Genomic DNA, 22,209 nt, shown 5'->3' with positions numbered 1-22,209 from the left:
CACCAAACGTCGAGCGCTTCGCCGTCTTGAGCAATTAGGGTACCAGGTCCAATTACAGCAGGCAGCAGAGACGGCATGATCTCTGCTGCCTGCTTTTGTGGAGCGGCTATTTTCAGGAGAATAAAAGGAATGATAAACAAAAAGGGAGGGGAATTCGTACCACAGGGGAGAGGACAGAGCGTCGGCACGCACCTACGTTTTTCATCATCATTCCAGGTAGTGAACCGTATTGGGGAGCACCCCTGTAACCCGCTTGTAGAGCGGATTGAAGTAGATCGAACCTCTGTTCGAAAAGTTCGGTGACTCATGAAGAAGGGTGTGGGTGCGTTCATGGCTGTAGTAGTGTTTCGAAAGCGGATCGCGCTCAGTCAGTCGCGAAGGTAATGAAGTATGACTGATAGCCGCCCAGGTTGGGATTGGGATTCCAACGCGGAACAGTTCCCGCTTTTTGTAGCGGTTTTGCTTGCAAGGTCGATAGCAACAATTCTAAGGTGATTTGAATCTCTACACGAGCAAGAGTCGCACCAGGACATTGATGCTCACCGTAACCAAAGGCAACCTGCTTATTAGGACGACGCAAAGCTTGAAACTGATCAGGTTCAGCGAAATACGCGGGATCATAATTGGCGGCATCCAAAAAAAGCAAGACACGCTCGTCTTTACGAATTACATGATCACCAGGAAACAGATCCGCGAGATCAACGTCCTCCTCAGCCTGCCTGATTAAACAACGTGTGGGAGTCACCATACGCAAGAGTTCTTCACCCAGAGATTTCACAACGGCTCTTGGATTTTCTTTATACTGCGCTTGCAGTTCATCCCAGTGCTCGATTAAAAAAGGAAACCCATTGGCTAACAATTTTTTTGTCGTCGTACGCCCTGCAGCAAACACCATCATACAATTCGCCACCAGATCTTCTTCCGTCGAGAAAATATCCCCGGCCTGCAAAAAGGCACAGAGCAGATCATCAGCAGGAGCTAATCGCTTCTCAGCAATGAGATGACGAAAATAGGCTTCAAGACGTTGAACGTCCTGCTTTTCGCCACTGAAATAGCCGCTGGTAATATCGCCAAAGGTATCTGACCAGCGCTCCAACTGCCAGAGCAGGTCTTGATCGTCAGTAGGTATCCCAAGTATATGAACAATAGCGAATAGTGAGATTGGTGCCGCAAAGTCCCTGACCACATCCATCTCTCCCTTTGCCAGCACCGTTGTCAGTATATCTTCAACGATAGCGCGAATAGTGTCTGACATTTGCTTGACCATACGAGACAGTTGCCTTAGCAGTACTTCCTGCGCCTTCCGATGAGTCTCTCCATTCATGAAGAGCATTTGCCGATGAACATAAGACATACCAGGCATCGTGTTAGCATCTAGCTTTGAGCAGAAACGTGGATCGTTTAATATACTCGTTACAGCTTTGTATCCTGTGGCTAACCAGCAGCGAATCGAAGGATCAAAATACAGACTATCATGCGCCCGCAGTTGTGCATAATACTCGTGCGGATGAGTATAATTACGCCGTAACGTAGAAAAGTTTACACGTCTATTCTGAACCATCTCTATCACACTCCTTATATCTTCTTCTTCTTCAAGCGACCAAGTTGTGATGCTCGTTTTGTTTTCTCTGCTTCCTCGCTATACATTTTTAAGGTATCCAGATGAGCAGTTGGTTGCGCACTGATATTTTGCAGAAGGGTCTTGAAATGCGTGATCATATCGTTAATTGTTTTGTGCTCAAATAGATCCGTACTGTAATTTATGGTGCCTTTTAATCCTTCCGGAGTCTCCCACATAAAGAATGCCAGCTCAAATCTCGTAATATCCTGCTCCACTGGTGCGGGAGTGATAGTTATTTCATCGAGACTCGGCATCGTCCAGGGAATGTTCTGGAAAACAAACAGTACACGCACCAGAGGAGTCTGACCACCCTCTCGCTCCAGATGAAGCACATTAATGAGTTTCTCAAAGGGAAGATCCTGATGAGCATAGGCATCCAGTACCATCTGGCGTATTTGCTGTAGCAGGTCGGAGAAACGGGGATTCCGACTGAGGTCGCCGCGCAACACCAGGAGATTGACGAAAAAGCCAATCAGTTGTTCGGTCTCAGTCCAGGTTCGGTTCGCAATATCGGTTCCGACAACAATATCAGTCTGGCCAGTATAGCGAAGGAGCAAGGTCATAAAGCCAGCCAGCAAGGTCATAAAGAGCGTTACCCCTTCCTGACGACTCAGGTTATTCAACACATTTGAAAGTTCCCCATCCAGAGTGAACTCTTTCATGGCTCCCTGATAACCTTGCCTCGCCTGCCGCGCTTTATCTGTCGGCAATGCCAGCACGCTGGCATTCTGCAATTGTCTTTGCCAGTAGGCAATCTGATCATTGAGCACATCTCCCTGTAACCATTGCCGCTGCCAGACAGCAAAATCAGCATACTGAATTGGAAGAGCGGTTAGAGGCGAGGATTGGCCGGCGGTAAAAGCCTGATATAAGGCCGCCAATTCATGAAGAAAGACGCCCTCCGACCATACATCAAAGACAATATGGTGAATGGTCACAACCAGAATGTGCTCTTCACGGTCAAGCTTCAAGAGCAGAGTACGTAGCAACGGCCCATTCGCCAGGTCCAGCGGCTTCCGAACTTCATCCTGTATCAGGGTTGAAACCCATACTTCACGTTTCTCTTCGGCACAAAAGGCAAGATCAATCTCAGACCATGCCAGATCCACACGAGGATGGATAATCTGGATGGCCTGTCCATCTCGCGCAGGAAATGTGGTACGTAATATTTCGTGACGCTGCATTATCTCTTCAATACTACGCATCAGAGCCGAAATATTGAGCGGCCCCCGTATATGCAAAGATCGGGTAATGTTATACACACTGCGCTCAGGAATCAATTGATCGAGGAACCAGAGCCGCTGCTGAGCCAGTGAGAGGGGCAATGGCTGATTACGTGGTACAGGAACAATTGGTGCCACAGCCGATGATGCCTGCGCGGTGAACTGCGTAAGCTGTTCTGCCAGTAGAGCAATCGTGGGATATTCAAAAAGTTGCCGTAAAGGAAAATCTAACTGAAATGTCGTCCGTATACGTGAGATCAATTGCGTTGCCAGCAGGGAATGTCCACCTAATTCTAAGAAATTAGCATGGATGCCAACCTGTTGCATACCCAATACCTGTTGCCAGATACCAACCAGCAGTCGCTCCACCGGCGTCCGTGGTGGATCATTCTCCATGGCTAGCGTTCTTGCCACTGGATACACAACTGGAATTTGCTCGTCGGTAATCAGATTCCGTAAAGTATCCAGAGATTGATCAATACCGCTGGCTAATTGCTCCAACAGCAAACAGAAGTGGCCCAGTATCCGTTCTACCATCGGCTGGCTGATACGTTGCTGATCGTAGATACATCCAACGCCAAGCTCCTCTTTTTCAACGGTCACCAGGAGAGTGAGTGCGTGCTGAGTCTGGGCCCCTTTCAATTCAGGCTTCGATATCGTCACGTTCCCAATTGTGGTATGAAGATTAAAAAAGCTTTCGGGGAAATTCTCTACTACCAGCAGACTTTCATATAATGGCTGCCCGCCGGGAACACTGCTCCAGGTATGAATGAGACCCGCAGGTGTGTATTCATATTGTCGCAAATCCAGATTATGATACTGAATCGTTTGCAACCAATCCCATAGTGCACCATCTGGCTTAAGTTGAATACGTAAGGGCAGGGTGTTGATACACAAACCAATCATGGTTTCAATACCCGGCAATTCAGGAGGACGGCCCGCAACGGTAATACCAAAAAGCACATCATCCGTACGACCATAACGACTCAGGAGCAAGGCCCAGGTCCCCTGGAACAGCGTATTGAGCGTAACACGATGCTGACGCGCTACCCGTTGCAAAGCGGCAGTCGTTGAAGCTGAAAGCATCAGCAGTTCGGAAGCATGATTTTTCTCAATTTCAGGGGCGCTCAATTCGGTGATGCGCCCTAAAACTGTTGGGGATGCAAAACCATGCAAACTGCTACGCCAGAAACGTTCCGCCTCCGCTACGTCCTGCTTCTTGAGCCAGGCAATATATTCTGTATATGGAAGACTCGGTTCAAGCTGTAAGCTTTGCTTGTTACAATATGCTTGATAGCAAGCAAATACTTCTTCAATTACAAGATGATGGCACCAGAGATCCATCAACATGTGATGATACGTCAGGATAAAACGATAGGTATCGTGCCCAAGCTGGAAAAGTGTGAGACGCATGAGTGGCGCATGAGAAAGCTTGAATCCCTGATTACGGTCCTGCTTCGCATACTGATCAAGGTATGTCACCTGCTCCTCTGATGAAAAGGCACGAAGGTCATGTTGGATGATCGGGAATGGAACATGACGGAGCGTAACCTGCATCAGTTCAACACCTGCATCCTCTATGAAGGAGGTACGGAAAATCGTATGGCGATCAATGACCCATTGCCAGGCTCGTCTGAATGCTTCTACATCCAGATTCCCGCTTAAAGTGGAGTTCCACTGCTCAACATGAATGCCTGTTCCTGGAGCACTCAGCGTTTCATAAAACATTCCCTGCTGGGCAGGGGAAAGCGTATCAATGGTCTCAATATCAGCAGCATCAACTTCTAACTCGGCCAACAGCTGCTCAAACTTCTCCTGCGTGAGCGGTACACGTGAGATATTTGAAACAAGAGGAGGAACATCCATTGTCCGATAGTGCTGCATAAGTGTACGCACAGCTTGCATAAAATCGCTGGCAAGCCGTTCGATAGTCGATTCGTGATGGGTGTCCGCGCTATATTTCCAGTCTATGTATAGCTTTCCGTCTCTGATGCCACTGATAATCTCAAAGAGGTAGGGCCTCTTATCGGAAGAGCTACGATCAAATTCACTGGATGGATAGATATCTTTGAATAAGGTAGCCGAGGAGATCATCTGATCAATCTGTCCAACATAGTTCAACAGGATATCGGCCTGTGGAAGCATGCGAAAACGCTGGCGCAGCTCAGGGTCCTCATTAAGATAGCGCAGGGCTCCATAACCAAACCCCTTATGCGGGAGATGGCTCAACCTGGCCTGCAAACGTTGCAAGGCCTCGCTTTCACTACTTGAAGCCGATAACTGCAAATAGATAGGATAGATTGAGGTAAACCAACCAACAGTACGCGAGACATCTATCTCATCGGATATTTCTTCTCGCCCATGCCCCTCTGTATCAATATGTATGCAGTCAGTCCCTATCCAACGCGCACATATCAGCGCGAGCATCGCCAGAACAATGTCATTCATCGGAACCTGATGAGCCCGCGAGACGTTTGCCAGAAGGTCACTTGTCTCTTCCTGACTCAAGCTCAAAGAATAGGTGCGACCAGAGGCCACAGTATTACTGATAGCCTCGACAGGAAAATCTAGCGGAGCATGCGGAACGACGCCATAATTCTCTTCTAGCCAGAAAGCCTGTTCCTGAATGACTTCTTCCGACTGCGCATAACGCAGAAGCTGTTGCGCCCAACTTTGATAAGAGGTGGTTTTGGGCGGAAATTGGGGTTGCTTATGCTGTATTAACGACTGATAGGCAATCTGGAGATCCGCCAGCAGTATTTGCCAGGATACATTATCAACAATCAGATGATGAATACAGATCAATAGCAGGCTAGCTTGTTGGGGACCCAGATCAAAGAATACGACGCTCAGGAGTGGACCCTGCGCAAGGTCGAAGTCCATCGAGGCTAGCGCATGTGTAGCCATGATCATTTTCTTCTGGTAATCACTCGATTCGCCTGCAAAATCCACATAAGTAAATTTGTAGGACGCTTCCGCCTGACCTCCATTTGTCTGCTGCCATGTTTCGTCAAGCTGTGTAAAACGCATACGTAAAGCATCATGATGCTCGACAAGCTCTCTCATAGCCTTTTCCAGGATGACGGGATCGCACGGTTCGGCCAGTTGTAACAATGCTGATTGGTTCCAGTGATATGGCTCATTTAACTTCTGTTCAAAGAACCAGTGTTGAATAGGAGTAAGTTGCACTGGTCCTTCAACGAGTCCCTGTTCAGCCTGGAAAGGTGAATAGGTATTGACAACGGCAGCAAGCGCCTCAATCGTCTGTTGCTGAAAAATCTGTCTGGGTGTAAGCCGTAAGTTGGCTTGCGCTGCACGAGCAATAATCTGCATACTCAGCAGCGAATCGCCACCGAGCGCAAAGAAATTGTCAGTAATACTTACCCGATCAATACCAAGAACTTCCGTCCAGATACGGGCCAGTATCTGTTCAGCCGGTGTGCGTGGCTCAACAAATGTAGTTCCTTCTTCATGTTTCATTTCGCCAGGAACAGGTAAAGCGTCGCGATCCAGTTTTCCGTTTGATGAGAGTGGCAGCCGTTCAAGTTGAACAAACAATGCTGGCGTCATATAATCCGGCAAATATTGCTGGATATAGTCCCGTAACCGGGTCTGCGAGAGTGCCATATCCATTTGTCTGGGCACGATATAGGCAACCAGGCGCTTCACTTCAGGCTTATCTTCTTGTACAAGCACAGCACATTCGCGAATGTCTGGATGCTGCGACAATACCGCCTCAATCTCTCCCAGTTCGATCCGAAAGCCACGAACCTTGACCTGATGATCGTTTCGACCCAGAAATTCAAGGTTGCCATCGGGACGATAACGGGCCAAATCGCCTGTTCTATAGAGCCTTGACCCGGCCTGCGCACTGAAAGGATTAGGAATGAAACGCTCTGCCGTCAACTCCGGTCGGTTGAGATATCCACGCGCCAGGCCAAATCCTCCAATATAGATCTCTCCCGGTATCCCTGGCGGGACAGGTTGGAGATACCGATTCAAGAGGTAGATTTGTGTATTCGCAATCGGACGGCCAATTGGTACTGGCCCTGATTCTCGTGGAGCGTTTGGAACCTGATAGATACAACAGCCTACAACTGTCTCAGTTGGGCCATATTCATTGATAAATTTTGTCTCTGGCGCAAGTTCCTGCCACACTGCGAGCTTATCAGCCAGGAGTTGCTCCCCTCCGATGACAAACAGCCTGGTACTGCTCGCATACTGACGCAGATCAGGTTGCTGGCTCAATAATGCCAGATGAGCCGGAGTGATCTTCACCAGACTGAAGTCGTGATATTTGTGGAAAGCGGCATTTAGTGACTCTACGCCACGTTCAAAGGGAAGGAGCACGGTGGTTCGTCCTGAAATTAGTGGCGAGAAAAGGCTCGTCACGGTAAGATCAAAGGTCAGCGATGAATGGACAGGTGCCCCAGATCCTTCTGCGACCGCATAACGTTGTCTGGCCCAATGCAGATAATTGACAAGTCCTTTGTGTGAAATCATCACTCCTTTGGGAATCCCGGTTGAGCCAGAGGTATAGAGAATGTAGGCCAGATTATCAGGACAAACACGACTTACAGGATTATCCACCGGCTGCTGATCAAGTACCGAGTATAGCGTGTCAAGAGGAATGATCCGCGTGCTCTGGTTCTCTGAAACGACAGTATCCGCATGCCGTTGCTGGACCAGTAGAAGCGCGATGCCAGCATCTTTCAGCAAGAATGCAATACGCTCACTCGGATAAGCCCGGTCAAGAGGAATATAGCCACCTCCGGCTTTAAGGACTGCCAGGACCGCAATCAACATCTCTAAGGATGGCTCCATGTAAATACCAACCCGGATTTCGGGCCCTACACCCACTGTTTGCAGATAGTGAGCGAGCTGATTGGCACGCTGATTGAGTTCATGATAGCTCAGCTGCTCTTCTTCAAAAATCGCCGCTGGCTGATGCGGTGTACGTTCCACCTGAGCCTCGACCAGCTGATGCAAGCATAGTTCAGCGGGATAGACGCTCTGCGTGGCATTCCACTCCTCGATGCAAAGCTGATATTCAGCCGCCGTCAACAGAGGGAGGGAGGCAATAGGTGCATTCGGATTGGCAACCACGCTTGCGAGTAGTGTTTGCCAGTGCCCAATCAAACGCTCCATAGTTTGAACATCAAAAAGGTCTGTCGCATACTCCAGACGACCATGCACAGTCTGTCCTACAACCGTAAGGTCAAGTGTGAGATCAAACTTGGACGTCTGGCTTCCAACCGGAAACAGGCTGAGTTGCAGGTCAGCAAGATCTGCGAATGAATCCATATCTGGCGCATGCTGCAACATAAACATGACCTGGAAGATCGGAGAACGGCTCAGATCACGTTCTGGCTGAATGGCATCCACAATCTGTTCAAAGGGAAGATCCTGATGCGTATATGCTTCCAGACATGTCTCACGCACCCTTGCCAGCAGTTCAATAAAGCCAGGATTATGAGAGAGATCTGTACGTAAGACAAGTGTGTTTACAAAAAAGCCAATTAACCCCTCTAGCTCTGTCCGGTTGCGATTAGTAACCGGCGTCCCAACCGTAATATCATCCTGACCCGTATAGGTGGCAAGCAACATCTGAAAAGTAGCCAGGAGCGTCATGAAGAGAGTGACGCCTTCGCTCCGGCTGAGTGCTTGTAAGGATGCGGTAAGAGAGGGAGGGAGTGTGAAGACTATATCCGCTCCATTGAACGTTTGAGTCGCCGGACGTGGATGATCAGTTGGCAATTCGAGCGCGACGCTTTTGGACAATTTTTGCTTCCAATAGGTTAATTGCACGTCGAGCCTCTCGTCGCTTAACCATTGATTCTGCCACGAGACAAAGTCAGCATATTGAAGCGGGAGCTGTACTATGCCGGGCACATCCCCCCGCGCGAAGGAGGCGTAGTAAAGCATAAGCTCATCAATAAATATGTTATATGACGGACCATCAGAAATAATATGGTGCATCGTCACCAGCAGCACATGCTCTTCTTCATGCACAGAAAAAAGGGTTGCTCTCAAGAGAGGAGGGTGCGTTAAATCAAAGAGCTTCAGGATCTCTGCGCTGATCAATGCTTGCAATTCTCGCTCACGCTCCCCTGCATTCTCTGTGCGCAGAGAAAGAACAGGCAGCGAGAAAGCTGTAAATGGATGGATGGATTGCTTGACCTGTCCATCCTGCATGGTAAACGCGGTACGCAGACTTTCATGGCGTCGTATCAGCTCTCCAATACTCTGTTCCAATGCAAGTATATTTAACGGTCCTCTCATCCTTACAGCGAGAGGAATATGGTAAGCCGCTGTATCTGGTACGAGTTGTTCAAGAAACCAGAGACGTTGTTGAGCGAAAGAGGCCGGGAGATAAGGCTCTCGTTTTACAGGAACAAGGGGCGATAGATGCTGATCTTGCCCCTGCCGAAGCAAACCATCCAGCAAAGCAGCAAAGGCCGCCACAGTAGGGGCCTCAAAGACACTCCGTAACGGCACCTCTAGAGAAAACAACTCACGAACCTGTGCCAGTAGTTGTGTTGCCAGCAGAGAATGACCACCGAGATCAAAGAAACTCGCATCCGTCCCTGGCACGGCTCTCTGTAAGACCTTTGCCCACACATCCAGCAGTATCTCTTCAATGATTGTGGTGGGAGTGCTAGAAAAATCTACACGGGCGTCAGAAAAATCCGGCGTAGGCAACGCCTTGCGGTCAATTTTTCCGTTTGGTGTTAACGGCCAGCGCTCCAACGGTACAAAGTAAGCCGGAATCATATACTCCGGTAGAGACTGCTGCATAAAGCTCCGCAGTTCACGTGCATCCACAATGGCATCCGTCTGCGGAATTATATAAGCAACAAGTCGGGCATCTCCTTCGCGTTCTTCCTTGACTACAACAACGCATTCGCTGAGCAAAGGATGCTGCACGAGCCTTGTTTCAATCTCACCCAATTCGATGCGATGTCCACGAACCTTCACCTGGAAGTCAAGCCGGTTCAAATAAATCAAAGCGCCATCGGCAGTACGACGCACCAGATCTCCTGTTCGATACAGGCGTGCACCAGGCTGATCCGTGAAAGGATCAGGAACAAAACGTTCGGCAGTCAAAACCGGGAGTTGCCAGTAGCCATGTGCTACGCCATCCCCTCCGATAAAGAGCTCACCCGCAACCCCAACGGGCACTTCGATGCCCTGAGGATCGAGCACGTATACCTGTGTATTCGCAATAGGATGACCAATGCTAATAGAGGCATTCTCTGCACATATCTGACTGATAGTGGACCAGATCGTCGTCTCAGTCGGGCCATACATATTCCAGACGCTATCACTGCGATGACCTAATTGCTGTGCCAGTTCCAGGGGAAGGGCTTCACCGCCACATAAAATTTTGAGCATTGAACGACTCTGCCAACCAGCATTCAAGAGTAGGCGCCAGGTTGCAGGAGTTGCCTGCATAAAACTTGTTTGAGTAGTCTCGATGAGATGGAGTAATGCGAAAGCATCCATCGCATCCTCTCGACTGGCGATAACGGTCGATGCACCAACCATTAAAGGCAGGAGTAACTCCAGGGCAGCAATGTCAAAAGAGAATGATGTTACAGCCAATACGCTGTCAGCTGCGGTCATGCCAGGTTGTTGAGCCATACTGAGAAAACAGTTGCGCATCGCTCGATGGGAGATCATCACGCCTTTAGGGGTACCAGTAGAACCGGAGGTATAGATCACATAGGCAAGGGCCTCCCCATCCATCTTAACTGACAGCTCTTCTTCCTCTGACTCTTCATCCGCAGGCAAGGGCAACTCGACACACGCAAGCGTATCGTTGAGGGCGAAGCGATCCACAAACTCTTCTCGTATAAGCAAAGCAGTTGCCTGGCTATTGCGTAGCATATATGTCAGTCGTTCCTGAGGATAGGCTGGATCGAGTGGAACATAGGCCCCCCCGGATTTCAAGACACCAAGTAGCGCCACAACCAGTTCTGCCGAACGCTCCAGGCAGATGCCAACCAGTTTACCAGGCCCCACTCCCAGGGCACGCAACCGAGATGCAACCCGGTTCGCGGCACGGTTTAGCGCGGCATAGGTCCATACGTTCCCTTCCCAGACAAGAGCAACGGCATCAGGTGTACGCGTAACCTGTGCAGCGAACATATCTTGTACACAGGCAGGCTCCTCCCACTCCACCCCGGTACTATTCCATGCTTGAAGATGCTGTTGCTCAGCCTGCGTTAGCAGCGGCACATCCTTGACATGTTGCGCACAATCCGTCACCACGCTGGTCAGCAGACCTTGCCAGTGGTCCACCATGCGCCTGATCGTTTCCACCTCAAACAGATCAGCATTATACTCAACAAGACCCGCTATGTGCTCGTCGATCTCGTTAACAATGAATGTCAGATCAAACTGTGTCGCGCCATTATCGATATCAATAAGATGCAGTTGCAAATCAGCAAATTCAGTTGGAGGGAAAGGTACATTCTGGAGCATGAACATGACCTGAAAAATGGGCGATCGACTCAAATCTCTGTCAGGTTGTAATGCCTCCACCACCTGCTCAAACGGGAGATCCTGGTGGGCATACGCTTCCAACGTCTTCTCCCGCACAGAGTGCAAAAGTTCCCTGAAGGACAAATTCCCCGCGAGATCAGTGCGTATGACCAGCGTATTGATAAAGCAACCGATCAGTTTCTCGATCTCAGTTCGCCTGCGATTAGCAATCGGCGTACCAATGAGAATATCCTCTTGTCCACTGTAACGCGAACATATAACCTGAAAGGCAGCCAGTAGCAGCATAAAGACGGTGGCACCTTCCTGCTGGCCCAGGGCTTTAATGTTCTCAGTTAACGTAGTTGGAAATTGAAAGGGGAAGTGTGCGCCACGATAACTCTGTATTGCTGGTCGTGGATGGTCCGTTGGCAGCTCCAAAGCCGGTAACGGACCTCCAAGTTGCTTTCGCCAATAAGCAAGCTGCTGTTCAACTTCATCCCCTTGTAGCCATTGTTGTTGCCAGGCCGCAAAATCAACATATTGGACCGCCAGCGGCTCCAGAGGAGATGGATGTCCATTGGAAAAAGCCGAATAGAGATCGATCAATTCATGGAGAAGGACGCTGAACGACCAGCCATCAGAGATACAATGATGCATCGCAATTAGCAGTACATGTTCCACCGGATCAAGCTTGAATACCGTTACACGGAACAATGGACCATGCTCTAGATCAAATGGCCTGCGAACCATCTGCGTCGCCAGCTGCTGTAGCGCCAGTTCTCGCTCGCTACCAGCCAGCCCTTGTAGATCCTCAACTTCCAGCACTACATCCAGTACAGAAGCAATCAACGGTTCAGGCATCCCATCATGCAGAGCAAACGTCGTTCGCAACGACTCATGGCGATGAGTAATCTCTTGCAGAGATTGTTGTAAGACGTCAAGATTGAGGGGGCCGCGCAACCGTATCCCAAGGGGTATATTAAGGAAACCAGCATCTTGTTCCATCTGCTGCATAAACCACAATCGCCGCTGTGCATACGAAAGTGGAAGCGTCCCTTCACGCTCCAGGGGATGTATGGGTTGAGCGAGTTCCTCCGCGCGCATACTGGTCAGAGGCTGTTCTGTAATGAGATGCCCCAGTTCGGCGACGGTTGTCGCTTCAAAAATAGTGCGCAAAGGCACACTCACCTGCAATTCAGCGCGTAGCCGCGACACCAATTGAGTCGCAAGCAGTGAGTGACCACCCAATTCAAAGAAAGAATCATAAATACCAACCTGCGCAATGCCTAATAGCTCTTGCCACATCTCTGCAAGCGTAGCTTCTAATTGATTGCGTGGTGCAACATACGGTGTGGGTAAGATCGGTCGAGGATAGAGGGTCGTGTCAGCACTATCAGCATGAATCTCCTGCGTATTCTCCTCATCGACAAAAGACAGCTGTGCATCCGGCTCCTGTACATTGTAATGAAGAGGATCAATCCAATAACGTTGACGCTCAAATGGATATGCCGGTAGAGGGACACGATAACAGAGTTCATCAGCATGGAATTCATCCCAGGCAATCGAAACGCCAGCTAACCATAAACGACCCAGGCTTGTCAGCATAAACTCATCATCAGACAACGTCTCCGTAGGCCGTCGCAATGACGGTACGATTGTATAGTCAGATCGCCCAGAAAAAGCCTGACTCTGGTGACGAGCAAAGGTACTTAACGTTCTACCAGGGCCAACTTCAAGCAAGACCGCCAGATCTGCTTGTAATATTTTTTCAATACCAGCGGCAAAAAGGACAGGCTGACGTATATGCAATCCCCAATAATCAGGATCTGTAGCCTCCTCGGCGCTAATCCATGTTCCGGTCACATTCGAGATATAGGGCCGTTGAGGTGAGTGCAACTGGATAGACCTGACCAGGGCAACATACTCATCGACAATCGGCTCAACCAGTATCGAATGGAAAGCATGCGATGTATGTAAAAGCCGGCAGTTGATCTCACGGGATTGCAGCTGCCGCATCAGCCCCTCAATCTCAACGGTTGGTCCAGCTACGACACATTGGGTATGCGTATTGATAGCCGCAATACTCAATCGTCCAGTCAGCAGGGCCTGTAGTTCTTGCGCAGGCAATGTTATAGCGAGCATTGACGCTTCAGGCAACTGCTGCATCAAACGTCCTCTGGCCGTAACCAGTTGTAAAGCATCCTCCAGAGAAAAAACTCCGGCAAGACAGGCGGCAACATACTCACCAATGCTATGCCCGATCATAGCCGCAGGATGCACACCCCAGGATTCCCACTGTTTCGCCAGAGCATATTCTACAGCAAAGAGCGCTGGCTGCGTCAGCCAGGTCTGCGTTAAACGTTGAGAGAACTCTTCCCGTTTGCTCTCATCCGATAGATACAAGGCTTCACGCAGATCTACCCCTAAATAGGATCGCAATAACTCCGCGCAACGGTCCAATTCCGCTCGAAACACAGCCTCCGTTCGATAGAGATCACGGCCCATATCAATATATTGTGTACCCTGACCCGGAAACATAAATACTACAGATGTCTCCGTAGCTGCGATGGAAGCGCGCATCAGGTGGAGAGCATTCTCGGATTCCAGTTCACGAGCAACGTCCTCTACTGTATGGCACACCAGAGCCTGACGGTAGTGGAACAGTGGTCTACCCACCTGCAATGTGTAAGCGATATCAGCAAGTTCGAGCTCTGGCTGTTGATGGATATGCGCGGCCAGATTTATGCTGGCCTGCTTCAAGGCATTCTCTGTTCTAGCGGATAACACAATCAGCTGATGCGGTCTTACAGAACGCGTATCATCCTCTGTCACAGGAGCTTCTTCGAGAAGCACATGCGCGTTGGTACCACCAATACCAAAAGAGCTTACACCCGCACGTCTGGGTACATTTTCTTCTGTCGTCCACGCACGCAGATCTTTATTCACATAGAATGGGCTGCTCTCCAGTTGCAGCGCTGGATTAGGGGAGTGAAAATGCAAGGAAGGTAGTAGGATACCTTGCTGCAACGAGTAGATAGTTTTAATCAGACCAGCAATACCAGATGCGGCATCAAGGTGCCCGATATTTGTTTTTACGGACCCAATGGCGCAAAAATTTTTCTTGCTGGTCTGGCTACGGAAAGCCTCAGTGAGGGCAGCAATTTCAATCGGGTCACCATTGGCGGTCCCAGTTCCATGTGTCTCAATATAGCCAATACTTTCAGCATCGATATCAGCCACAAGTTGCGCATCTTGAATAACGCGAATCTGCCCCTGGATACCAGGAGCTGTATAACCTACCTTGCTCGATCCATCATTATTGATTGCAGAGCCTTTAATCACCGCGTAGATATGATCATGATCTGCCAATGCGTCTTCTAGTCGCTTTAAAACAACAATGCCAACTCCATTACTGCTTACAGTCCCTTGCGCTTGCGCATCAAAAGCCCGACAATACCCATCAGCCGATAGAATACCACCTTCTTGATAATGATAGCCTGCTTTCTGAGGGACACGAATTGTAACGCCTCCGGCCAGAGCCATGCTACACTCGCCTCCAACCAGCGCGCGAACCGCCATATGCACCGCAACGAGAGACGTGGAACACGCGGTCTGTACCACCAGTGCTGGTCCTCTGAGATTCAGCTTATACGCGACCCGACTGGCAAGAAAATCCTTGTCGTTCGCCGTAATCATCTGAAAAATATCATTGCTATTCGACCAATTTTGCAGATGATGTAAATTACGCAGAAAATAGGTATTTAATCCAATTCCTGCGTACACTCCGATCGCTTCACGATAGCTTCGCGCATCATAGCCCGCGTTCTCCAGAGCCTCTTCCGCACACTCTAAAAAGAGGCGCTGCTGCGGATCAAGAAAGGCAGCTTCTCGTGGACTATATCCGAAAAAAGCGGCATCGAATAAGTCGATATCATCGATGACGCCACCTCTCCTGACATAAGCAGGATCATTGGCTTGCTTGAGATCGATACCTGCGGACAAAAGCTCGTCAGTTGAGAAGGAAGAGATGGTGTCAATTCCTTCCCGTAAATTCTGCCAATATTCAGCAACATTTTTGGCCCCAGGAAAGCGTCCAGCGAGACCGACAATAGCAACCTCTAGCCCGTTCAATTCTCCCTGTGTCATCGTTTTACTCTTTCACTTGTTGATAGTCTCATCTTTTTCAACCGACTTTTGCCAGCTAGTAACGCTTCTTCCTGGTGCTCTTGTTGCGCGCTGGCCTGTTTCTGGTTGAGCAACGTTTGCTGTTCGGTCTGCTCAAGATATTGGGCCAGAGAACTTATCGTGGGATACTTGAACATATCCGTTAATACAATGCTTCGTTGGAATTGGCTCTGGAGCCTCTGAAGAACCTGAACAATCAGTAAGGAATGACCACCCAGATCAAAGAAGTTCTCACTACGCCCGATGTTTTCTTGATGCAGATATTCCTGCCAGATAGCGGAAATAACTCGTTCCGTCCCATTCGATGGAAGAACACGTGTTGCCTCTTTCTCACGTACAATCTCTGCCTCTGGCAAGTGCCTGCGATCAATCTTGCCATTAGGGGACAATGGCATGTGCTCTAAGAGCGACACAATAGCGGGAACCATATACTCAGGTAGTCGTTGTCTGAGATATCCTCGTATCTCCTCACTGACCAATGCATTCCTCTCGTGCGAAACGACATAGGCAACAATCTGCTTATCCCCTGTGGGAGAATCCTGTACAGCAGCCACACATTCACGTACCAGAGGATGCTGGAAAAGCACAGCTTCGATCTCGCCCAGTTCGATCCGATGTCCACGCACCTTCACCTGATTATCCACGCGCCCCAGAAACTCAATTGTTCCATCGGAATGATAGCGACCCCGGTCTCCTGTCCTGTAGAGGCGTGTGCCCCTCTGTTTGCTGAATGGATGGGGGACAAAACGTTCGGCAACCAGCTCTGGTCGATTCAAATACCCATACGCTAAACTGACCCCTGCAATGTAAAGCTCGCCTGGTACTCCGATAGGAACAGGTTGCATGGCCGCGTCAAGGAGATATACCTGTGTGTTGGCAATGGGACGACCAATAGAAGGATTCTGAGCACCATCGGTACACAGTTCCATCGTGGCACATACTGTTGTTTCAGTGGGACCATACGCATTGAAGAAGCGACGCCCTCCCGCCCAATGCGCGACCAGTTCGGAAGGACAAGCCTCTCCCGCCACGATAATTGTACGCAGTTGTGGTATTTCTTCTGGAGAAAGTGAAGCTAATACAGAGGGTGGAAGTGTAACAGCGGTAATTCCCAGCTTCTCTATCGCATCCTTAAGCGTCGGCCCGGCTAACACCTTCTGTTCAACAGCCAGACACAACGTCGCGCCCGTGCCCAACGACATACATATCTCCCAGATTGATGCGTCAAAGCTCAGGGAGGAAAATTGCAGGATGTGATCTTCTGGCTGTAAGGCAAAGTTTTGCGTCTGGACTTCTACCAGATTCTGGATACCTTGATGCGATACCATTACTCCTTTGGGAAGACCCGTCGAACCGGAGGTATAGATGATGTACGCAAGCCTATCTGGCGTCATCTCACTGTTGAGAGGATCTGTTGACTCATCACACGCCTGGAACCAGTCCGACTCCAGATAAAGCGTTGGGAGATCCCAATGTGGTAAATACTCCTGGACACTTTTCTGCGTTACGAGAAGGGCAATCTGTGCATCTTCACACATAAATGTCAGTCGATCCTGGGGATAATGAGGGTCCAGTGGCACATAAACACCTCCGGCTTTAAGAATACCAAGCAAGGCAATAATCGCTTCTGGTACCCTTTCCATACACACCCCGATGCGAGCTTCAACACCAATTCCCTGACGGACAAGCGCCCGAGCCATTTGATTTGATCGCTGTTCCACATCCTGATAGGTCAGATGGGACGCGAGCAGCTTGATCGCAATGGCACCAGGAGTCCGATGTGCATGCTCTTCAAAAAGTTGATGCAGACAGAGAGAGCGCTTGTATGTTTGCTGTGTATCATTCCATTGCACCAGGATCTGCTTCTGCTCAGCATCTGTGAGCAGTGAGAACTCTGTCAAACGTTGCGAGGGGCTAGCAACAATCGCGTGTAACAGTTCATACCAATGCGCCAGCAAACGTGTGATCGTATCGTCATCGAACAGATCGGTATTGTACTCAACCGTCCCAAATCCTTTATTTGTCACCGACCAGGTCAAATCAAAAGCGGCAATGCCACTCTCCAAATCTACCTGCTGCAACTGTACCCCGGCGGCCTCACCGCTCAGCCACCAGGAGGCTTCATTCAGAACAAAAACCACCTGAAAAACAGGCGAGCGACTCAGGTCACGCGACGGAGCCACGGCTTCGACTACCTGCTCAAAAGGGACATCTTGATGCGCGTATGCCTGGAGGCAGACGTTTCGTACTCGCCGAAGCACTTCCTGAAACGAAGGATTCCCCGCCACATCCGTACGCAATGCGAGCATGTTCACAAAAAAGCCAATTAACGCTTCTGTCTCCGCTCGCGTACGACCAGCGATCGGACTACCAACCAGAATATCTTCCTGTCCACTATAGCGAGCCAGCAAGATCTGGAAGGATGCGAGCAAGGTCATAAAGAGAGTCGTTCCTTCATGCTCACTCAGGTCTCTGAGATCATCCATCAATTGAGCAGGTATAGAAATAGACTGATGTGCACCATGAAACGTTTGTAAGGGGGGACGAGGATGATCCAGTGGAAGCTCTAATACGGGAAGTGGTCCCGCCAGTTGCTTTTTCCAGTATGCCAGTTGGTTTATCAACAGAGTTTGTTCACCCTCTCCATGCTCCACTGGCTTCCTCTGTGGATCAAGCGAATGTTGTCCATTGCTGCTAACCGGGCGTTGTAACCATTCTCGCTGCCATACTGTAAAATCCGCATACTGAACAGGCAATGCTTGCAGGGGGGAGGACTGACCGGAGGCAGAGGCAATATATAAAGTTCGCACCTCACGTATCAAGATGCCTCGTGACCAGCCGTCTGCAACGATATGATGGTAGGTAAGCAACAATATCGACTCATTCGCATCCAGCAAAAGCAGAGTGCCGCGTATCAGAGGACCATGAAGCAGGTCAAAAGGATGTTGTGCCTCTGCCAGTGCCTGTTGCTGGATTTCACTCACACGCATCCGAGGATCAAGCGAACTCAGGTCTACTACAGGTAAAGGAAAGATGGCCGCCGTACTGATAATTTGAACAGGTTGCTCCTGGTACAGATCAAAGGTAGTACGCAGGGTCTCATGCCGCCGTACAATCTCTTCCAGACTCCATTGCAAGGCTGCAACATTGAGAGCTCCCTGGATGCGAATAGCGGTTGGCACATTATAGGCAACAGTATCGGGCCGTAACTGATTGAGAAACCACATACGTTGCTGAGCAAAGGATTGTGGAAAGTATGCCTGCCGCGCCTGACGCGACACCACGAACTGCGTATCATCAACAATAGTTCCACCTGCACTCTTCGCATGGACCCGATCATATTCTCTGGCAACATACGCCGTTAAACTACCAAAGGTTGTCAGTTCGTAAAATTGTCCTGCATCCAGTGTAATCCCGAGATCGCGCTGGCAATTATTCACAACGTTCATAACCTTCAGCGAGTCCAGCCCCAGGCTACGAATGTTTGTGACATCTGCAAGCTCTGCGGCACTCCGTTCCAATACCAGAGCAATTTGTTGGCGAAGGTACGCTTGCAGTTGGAGTGGGCCCTCGTCTTTCTCAACGTCGGACTGTCTCTCCTCCGGCGGGCTGGATTGAACACTGTACGCCGATCCTGTTGTGGCTACATATTCAGGTATATGTCTCTTCTGAGAACGTTTACGTAATGCATTCAGCCAGCTCAGTCCGTCCATGACGGTATCAACGTCCAGACCAAAGTCAATCAGCGATGCGATCTCGTTAACGCCTGCTTCACCGAGGCGCTCAACCATCTTTTCGCAACTCTGGGGCGTCCCAAACAGAGCATGGGTATGAAAGTAGCGTTCAAAAGCGTATGAGAGGACCTGATCTCGCTCCTCTGGTGACAGATTGTCAAGTTTCTCACGTCCATGCCGCCAGAGATCGACCGAGGATTCCAGATAGGCAATAAAAGGCGCTCGAACCTTTTGACGTACCTCTTCCATATCTTCATCGACAAAGGTATGAAGCATCAGTGTGACATGCCCACTTGCAGGATCATACCCGTTGCGCGCACGCGCGTCGCGATACAGCTTGATCTTCTCTGCTAACTCCTCCACACTTTGGAACAGAAGACCTGTCAGTATATTTGCCCCCATCATGCCAGCTTCAACAAAACGCTCAGGATTGCCGGTACAGGTAATCCAGGGAGTTATTTTCTGTTGCCGGGGTTTTGGATAGATTTTCGTGGATGTTTGCTGACCAAGGCCATTCGGCAAGCTTATCGACTCACCCTGCCAGAGCTTATGGAAGGTTTCGATACCAGAGAAAAGAAGCTCTTTACGATCAGCATAGTTTTCGGGGGCGAGGATAAAATCGTTTGGATTCCAGCCGGTCGCGAAAGCGATGTCTACTCTACCGTTGGAAAGGTTGTCGATAACCGACCACTCCTCAGCAACGCGTGCAGGATGATGCATCGGTAAGACGACACTGCCCGCTCGCAAACGGATTTGATTAGTGATAACAGCCAGTGCAGAGGCCAGTACAGAAGGATTTGGATACAATCCTCCAAAGGGATGGAAGTGCCGTTCTGGTATCCAGACTGCGGTGAAGTCATGCCGATCCGCAAATCTGGTCCCTTCTAGCAGCAACTGATATTTGTTCTCGCTCAACGCCGCCTCATCGCTAGCAAAATACAGCAAACTAAACTGCATAGGTTTGCGACTGGTCATATGTTCAGCGGGGCCGCTTATGACTGGTCTTTGAGCAGGCACTGTGTGCGCCTTCTCGGTGTACGTTGGTAATGTTGCAGCCTGTAACTGTACCGTATGCTCTGAGTCAGGTTGTTCAATCAGAGCAAGCACCGATGCTGGTAAGTCGGCAAATGCAATCGACAACTTCCGGGTAAGCAATGCCTCGCGGCAAGCGCGACGCTGTATCTTCCCACTACTCGTTTTGAGAACACTTCCCGGTTTGATAAGCACAATGCCATCAATGTGCAACTCGTGTGCCTCAAATACAGCCTGGCGAATGGCTGCAAACACCTCCTTTGGCTCTTGCAATCTATGCTGACGATCAATCTCCTGCACCAGAATGATACGTTCCTCACCGCCCGCGGAGAGAGAGAACGCAGCATTGCAATGTGGTCGCAACGCTGGATGGCTCTGTTCCGCGACAGCCTCAATATCTTGAGGGTAGAAATTCTGACCACGGATAATGATAAGATCCTTCAGACGACCCGTCACAAACAACTCACCGTGATCAAGAAATCCCATATCCCCCGTACGCATGAATGGACCGTCCCCACTCCCCGCCAGGCGCGCCTGAAAGGTTTCCCTGGTCGCCTCCTGCTGCTTCCAATATCCTTGCGCAACATTCAAACCAGATATCCAGATTTCACCAATATGATCAGGAGGACACTCCTGGCGAGTCTCGGGATCAACAACAGCAATTTTCTGCTCCAACCAGGTATGACCACAACTGACAAGGGTTTTGGTCCGTTTATCTTCGCTGGTTGCCGCCACAACTCTATGCTGCTCAAGTGCATCCACCTGGACCGTCTGGATGATATGCTGTTTGTGCTCCTCTAACCGAGCATTAGAGACAAATAAAGTCGCTTCAGCTAACCCATACCCTAAAAAAAAGGTCTCGCGATGGAAGCCATACGGCGAAAAAACCTGCACAAAACGTTCTAACGTCTCGCTACGTATTGGCTCGGCGCCATTAACAGCATTATGCCATTGACTGAGATCCAGAGTAACACGCTGCTCAAGTGTGATTTTCTGCACACAAAGATCATAGGCAAAGTTAGGGGCAAAGGAAGTATAGGCTTTGTAATCTGATATCGCACGTAGCCAACGGAACGGCTGCTGCAAAAAAGCATAAGGTGACATAAAAACGCATGGAGATCCAAGATAAATAGCCTGTAGCGCATTACCAATCAGACCCATGTCATGAAAGAGTGGTAGCCAGCAGACGATAGGAGCGGCTTCTGGATGTTGAAGTGCCGCCTGAAGCATACGATGATTATACAGAAGATTCTGATGGCTCACCATCACACCCTTTGGCTTGCCAGTTGAACCAGAGGTGTATTGCAGAAACGCCAGCGATTCTCCGCTCAATGCCACTTCCTGCCATTGATCAGCTAAACCCTCGGACAATACATCGGTAAACTCAATATGAAGATTGCTCATCAGAGGAAAATCGGAAAACTGCCTCCGCATGGCTGAGGTGGTAACGAGTTTTGATGAGAGGGCCAGCACAGGCTGCGCATCTGATACAATAGCTTCAAGGCGCTCCAAATTATGATTCAGCCTTGGGGGATACGCAGGCACAGCAATAGCACCGGCATACAAACATCCAAAGAATGCTGCCAGATAATCCAGACCAGGTTGATAGAGCAAAAGCACAGGTTGTCCATTCACCTGTTGTGCCTGTAAAAGAGCCGCGATGGCTCGTGCTCGATGATCTAGCTCGGCAAAAGTCAGGCGCGTTCCTTCTTTTTCTCCATCATCTAAAAATATATAGGCCGGTCTTTCAGAATGTTCTTGCGCTCTTCTTCGCAAAAGGTCAACATGTGTCGCACAACCTAGAACCCAATCGCTATTTATCTCTTCTTTCACTTTTACGCTCTTTCCCGACTGATGCTCCTATCAAATGAAAAGGGTTTTTTTTGCTATACAGACAATCATAACAGGCTCCTTAATCTCAGAGCTA

Annotated in this window: 3 protein-coding genes; all 3 read right to left on the bottom strand. The window is 49.6% G+C overall.

All coding sequences use genetic code 11. From position 1 onward, the window contains the following. Nucleotides 1–364: 364 nt before the first annotated feature. Genes F1593_RS17545 through F1593_RS29005 form a run of 3 tightly spaced genes read right to left on the bottom strand, consistent with a single transcriptional unit; the run spans nt 365 to nt 22,115 of the window. Complete coding sequence (locus F1593_RS17545; protein ID WP_149402865.1) at nt 365–1,561, bottom strand: cytochrome P450; 1,197 nt, start codon at nt 1,559–1,561, stop codon at nt 365–367. A 14-nt stretch (nt 1,562–1,575) separates the two neighbouring features. Continuing rightward, on the bottom strand, nt 1,576–15,477 hold the full coding sequence (locus tag F1593_RS17540; protein WP_149402864.1) for a non-ribosomal peptide synthetase/type I polyketide synthase: 13,902 nt from the start codon (nt 15,475–15,477) through the stop codon (nt 1,576–1,578). After that, nucleotides 15,474–22,115, bottom strand: a complete 6,642-nt coding sequence (locus tag F1593_RS29005) for a non-ribosomal peptide synthetase (RefSeq protein WP_149402863.1) — start codon at nt 22,113–22,115, stop codon at nt 15,474–15,476. Before F1593_RS29005 ends, F1593_RS17540 begins: the two co-directional genes overlap by 4 nt. Nucleotides 22,116–22,209 lie beyond the last annotated feature (94 nt).

This window comes from Dictyobacter arantiisoli (assembly GCF_008326305.1).
Classification (GTDB): Bacteria; Chloroflexota; Ktedonobacteria; order Ktedonobacterales; family Ktedonobacteraceae; genus Dictyobacter; species Dictyobacter arantiisoli.
This window is presented reverse-complemented; position numbering and strand designations above follow the sequence as displayed.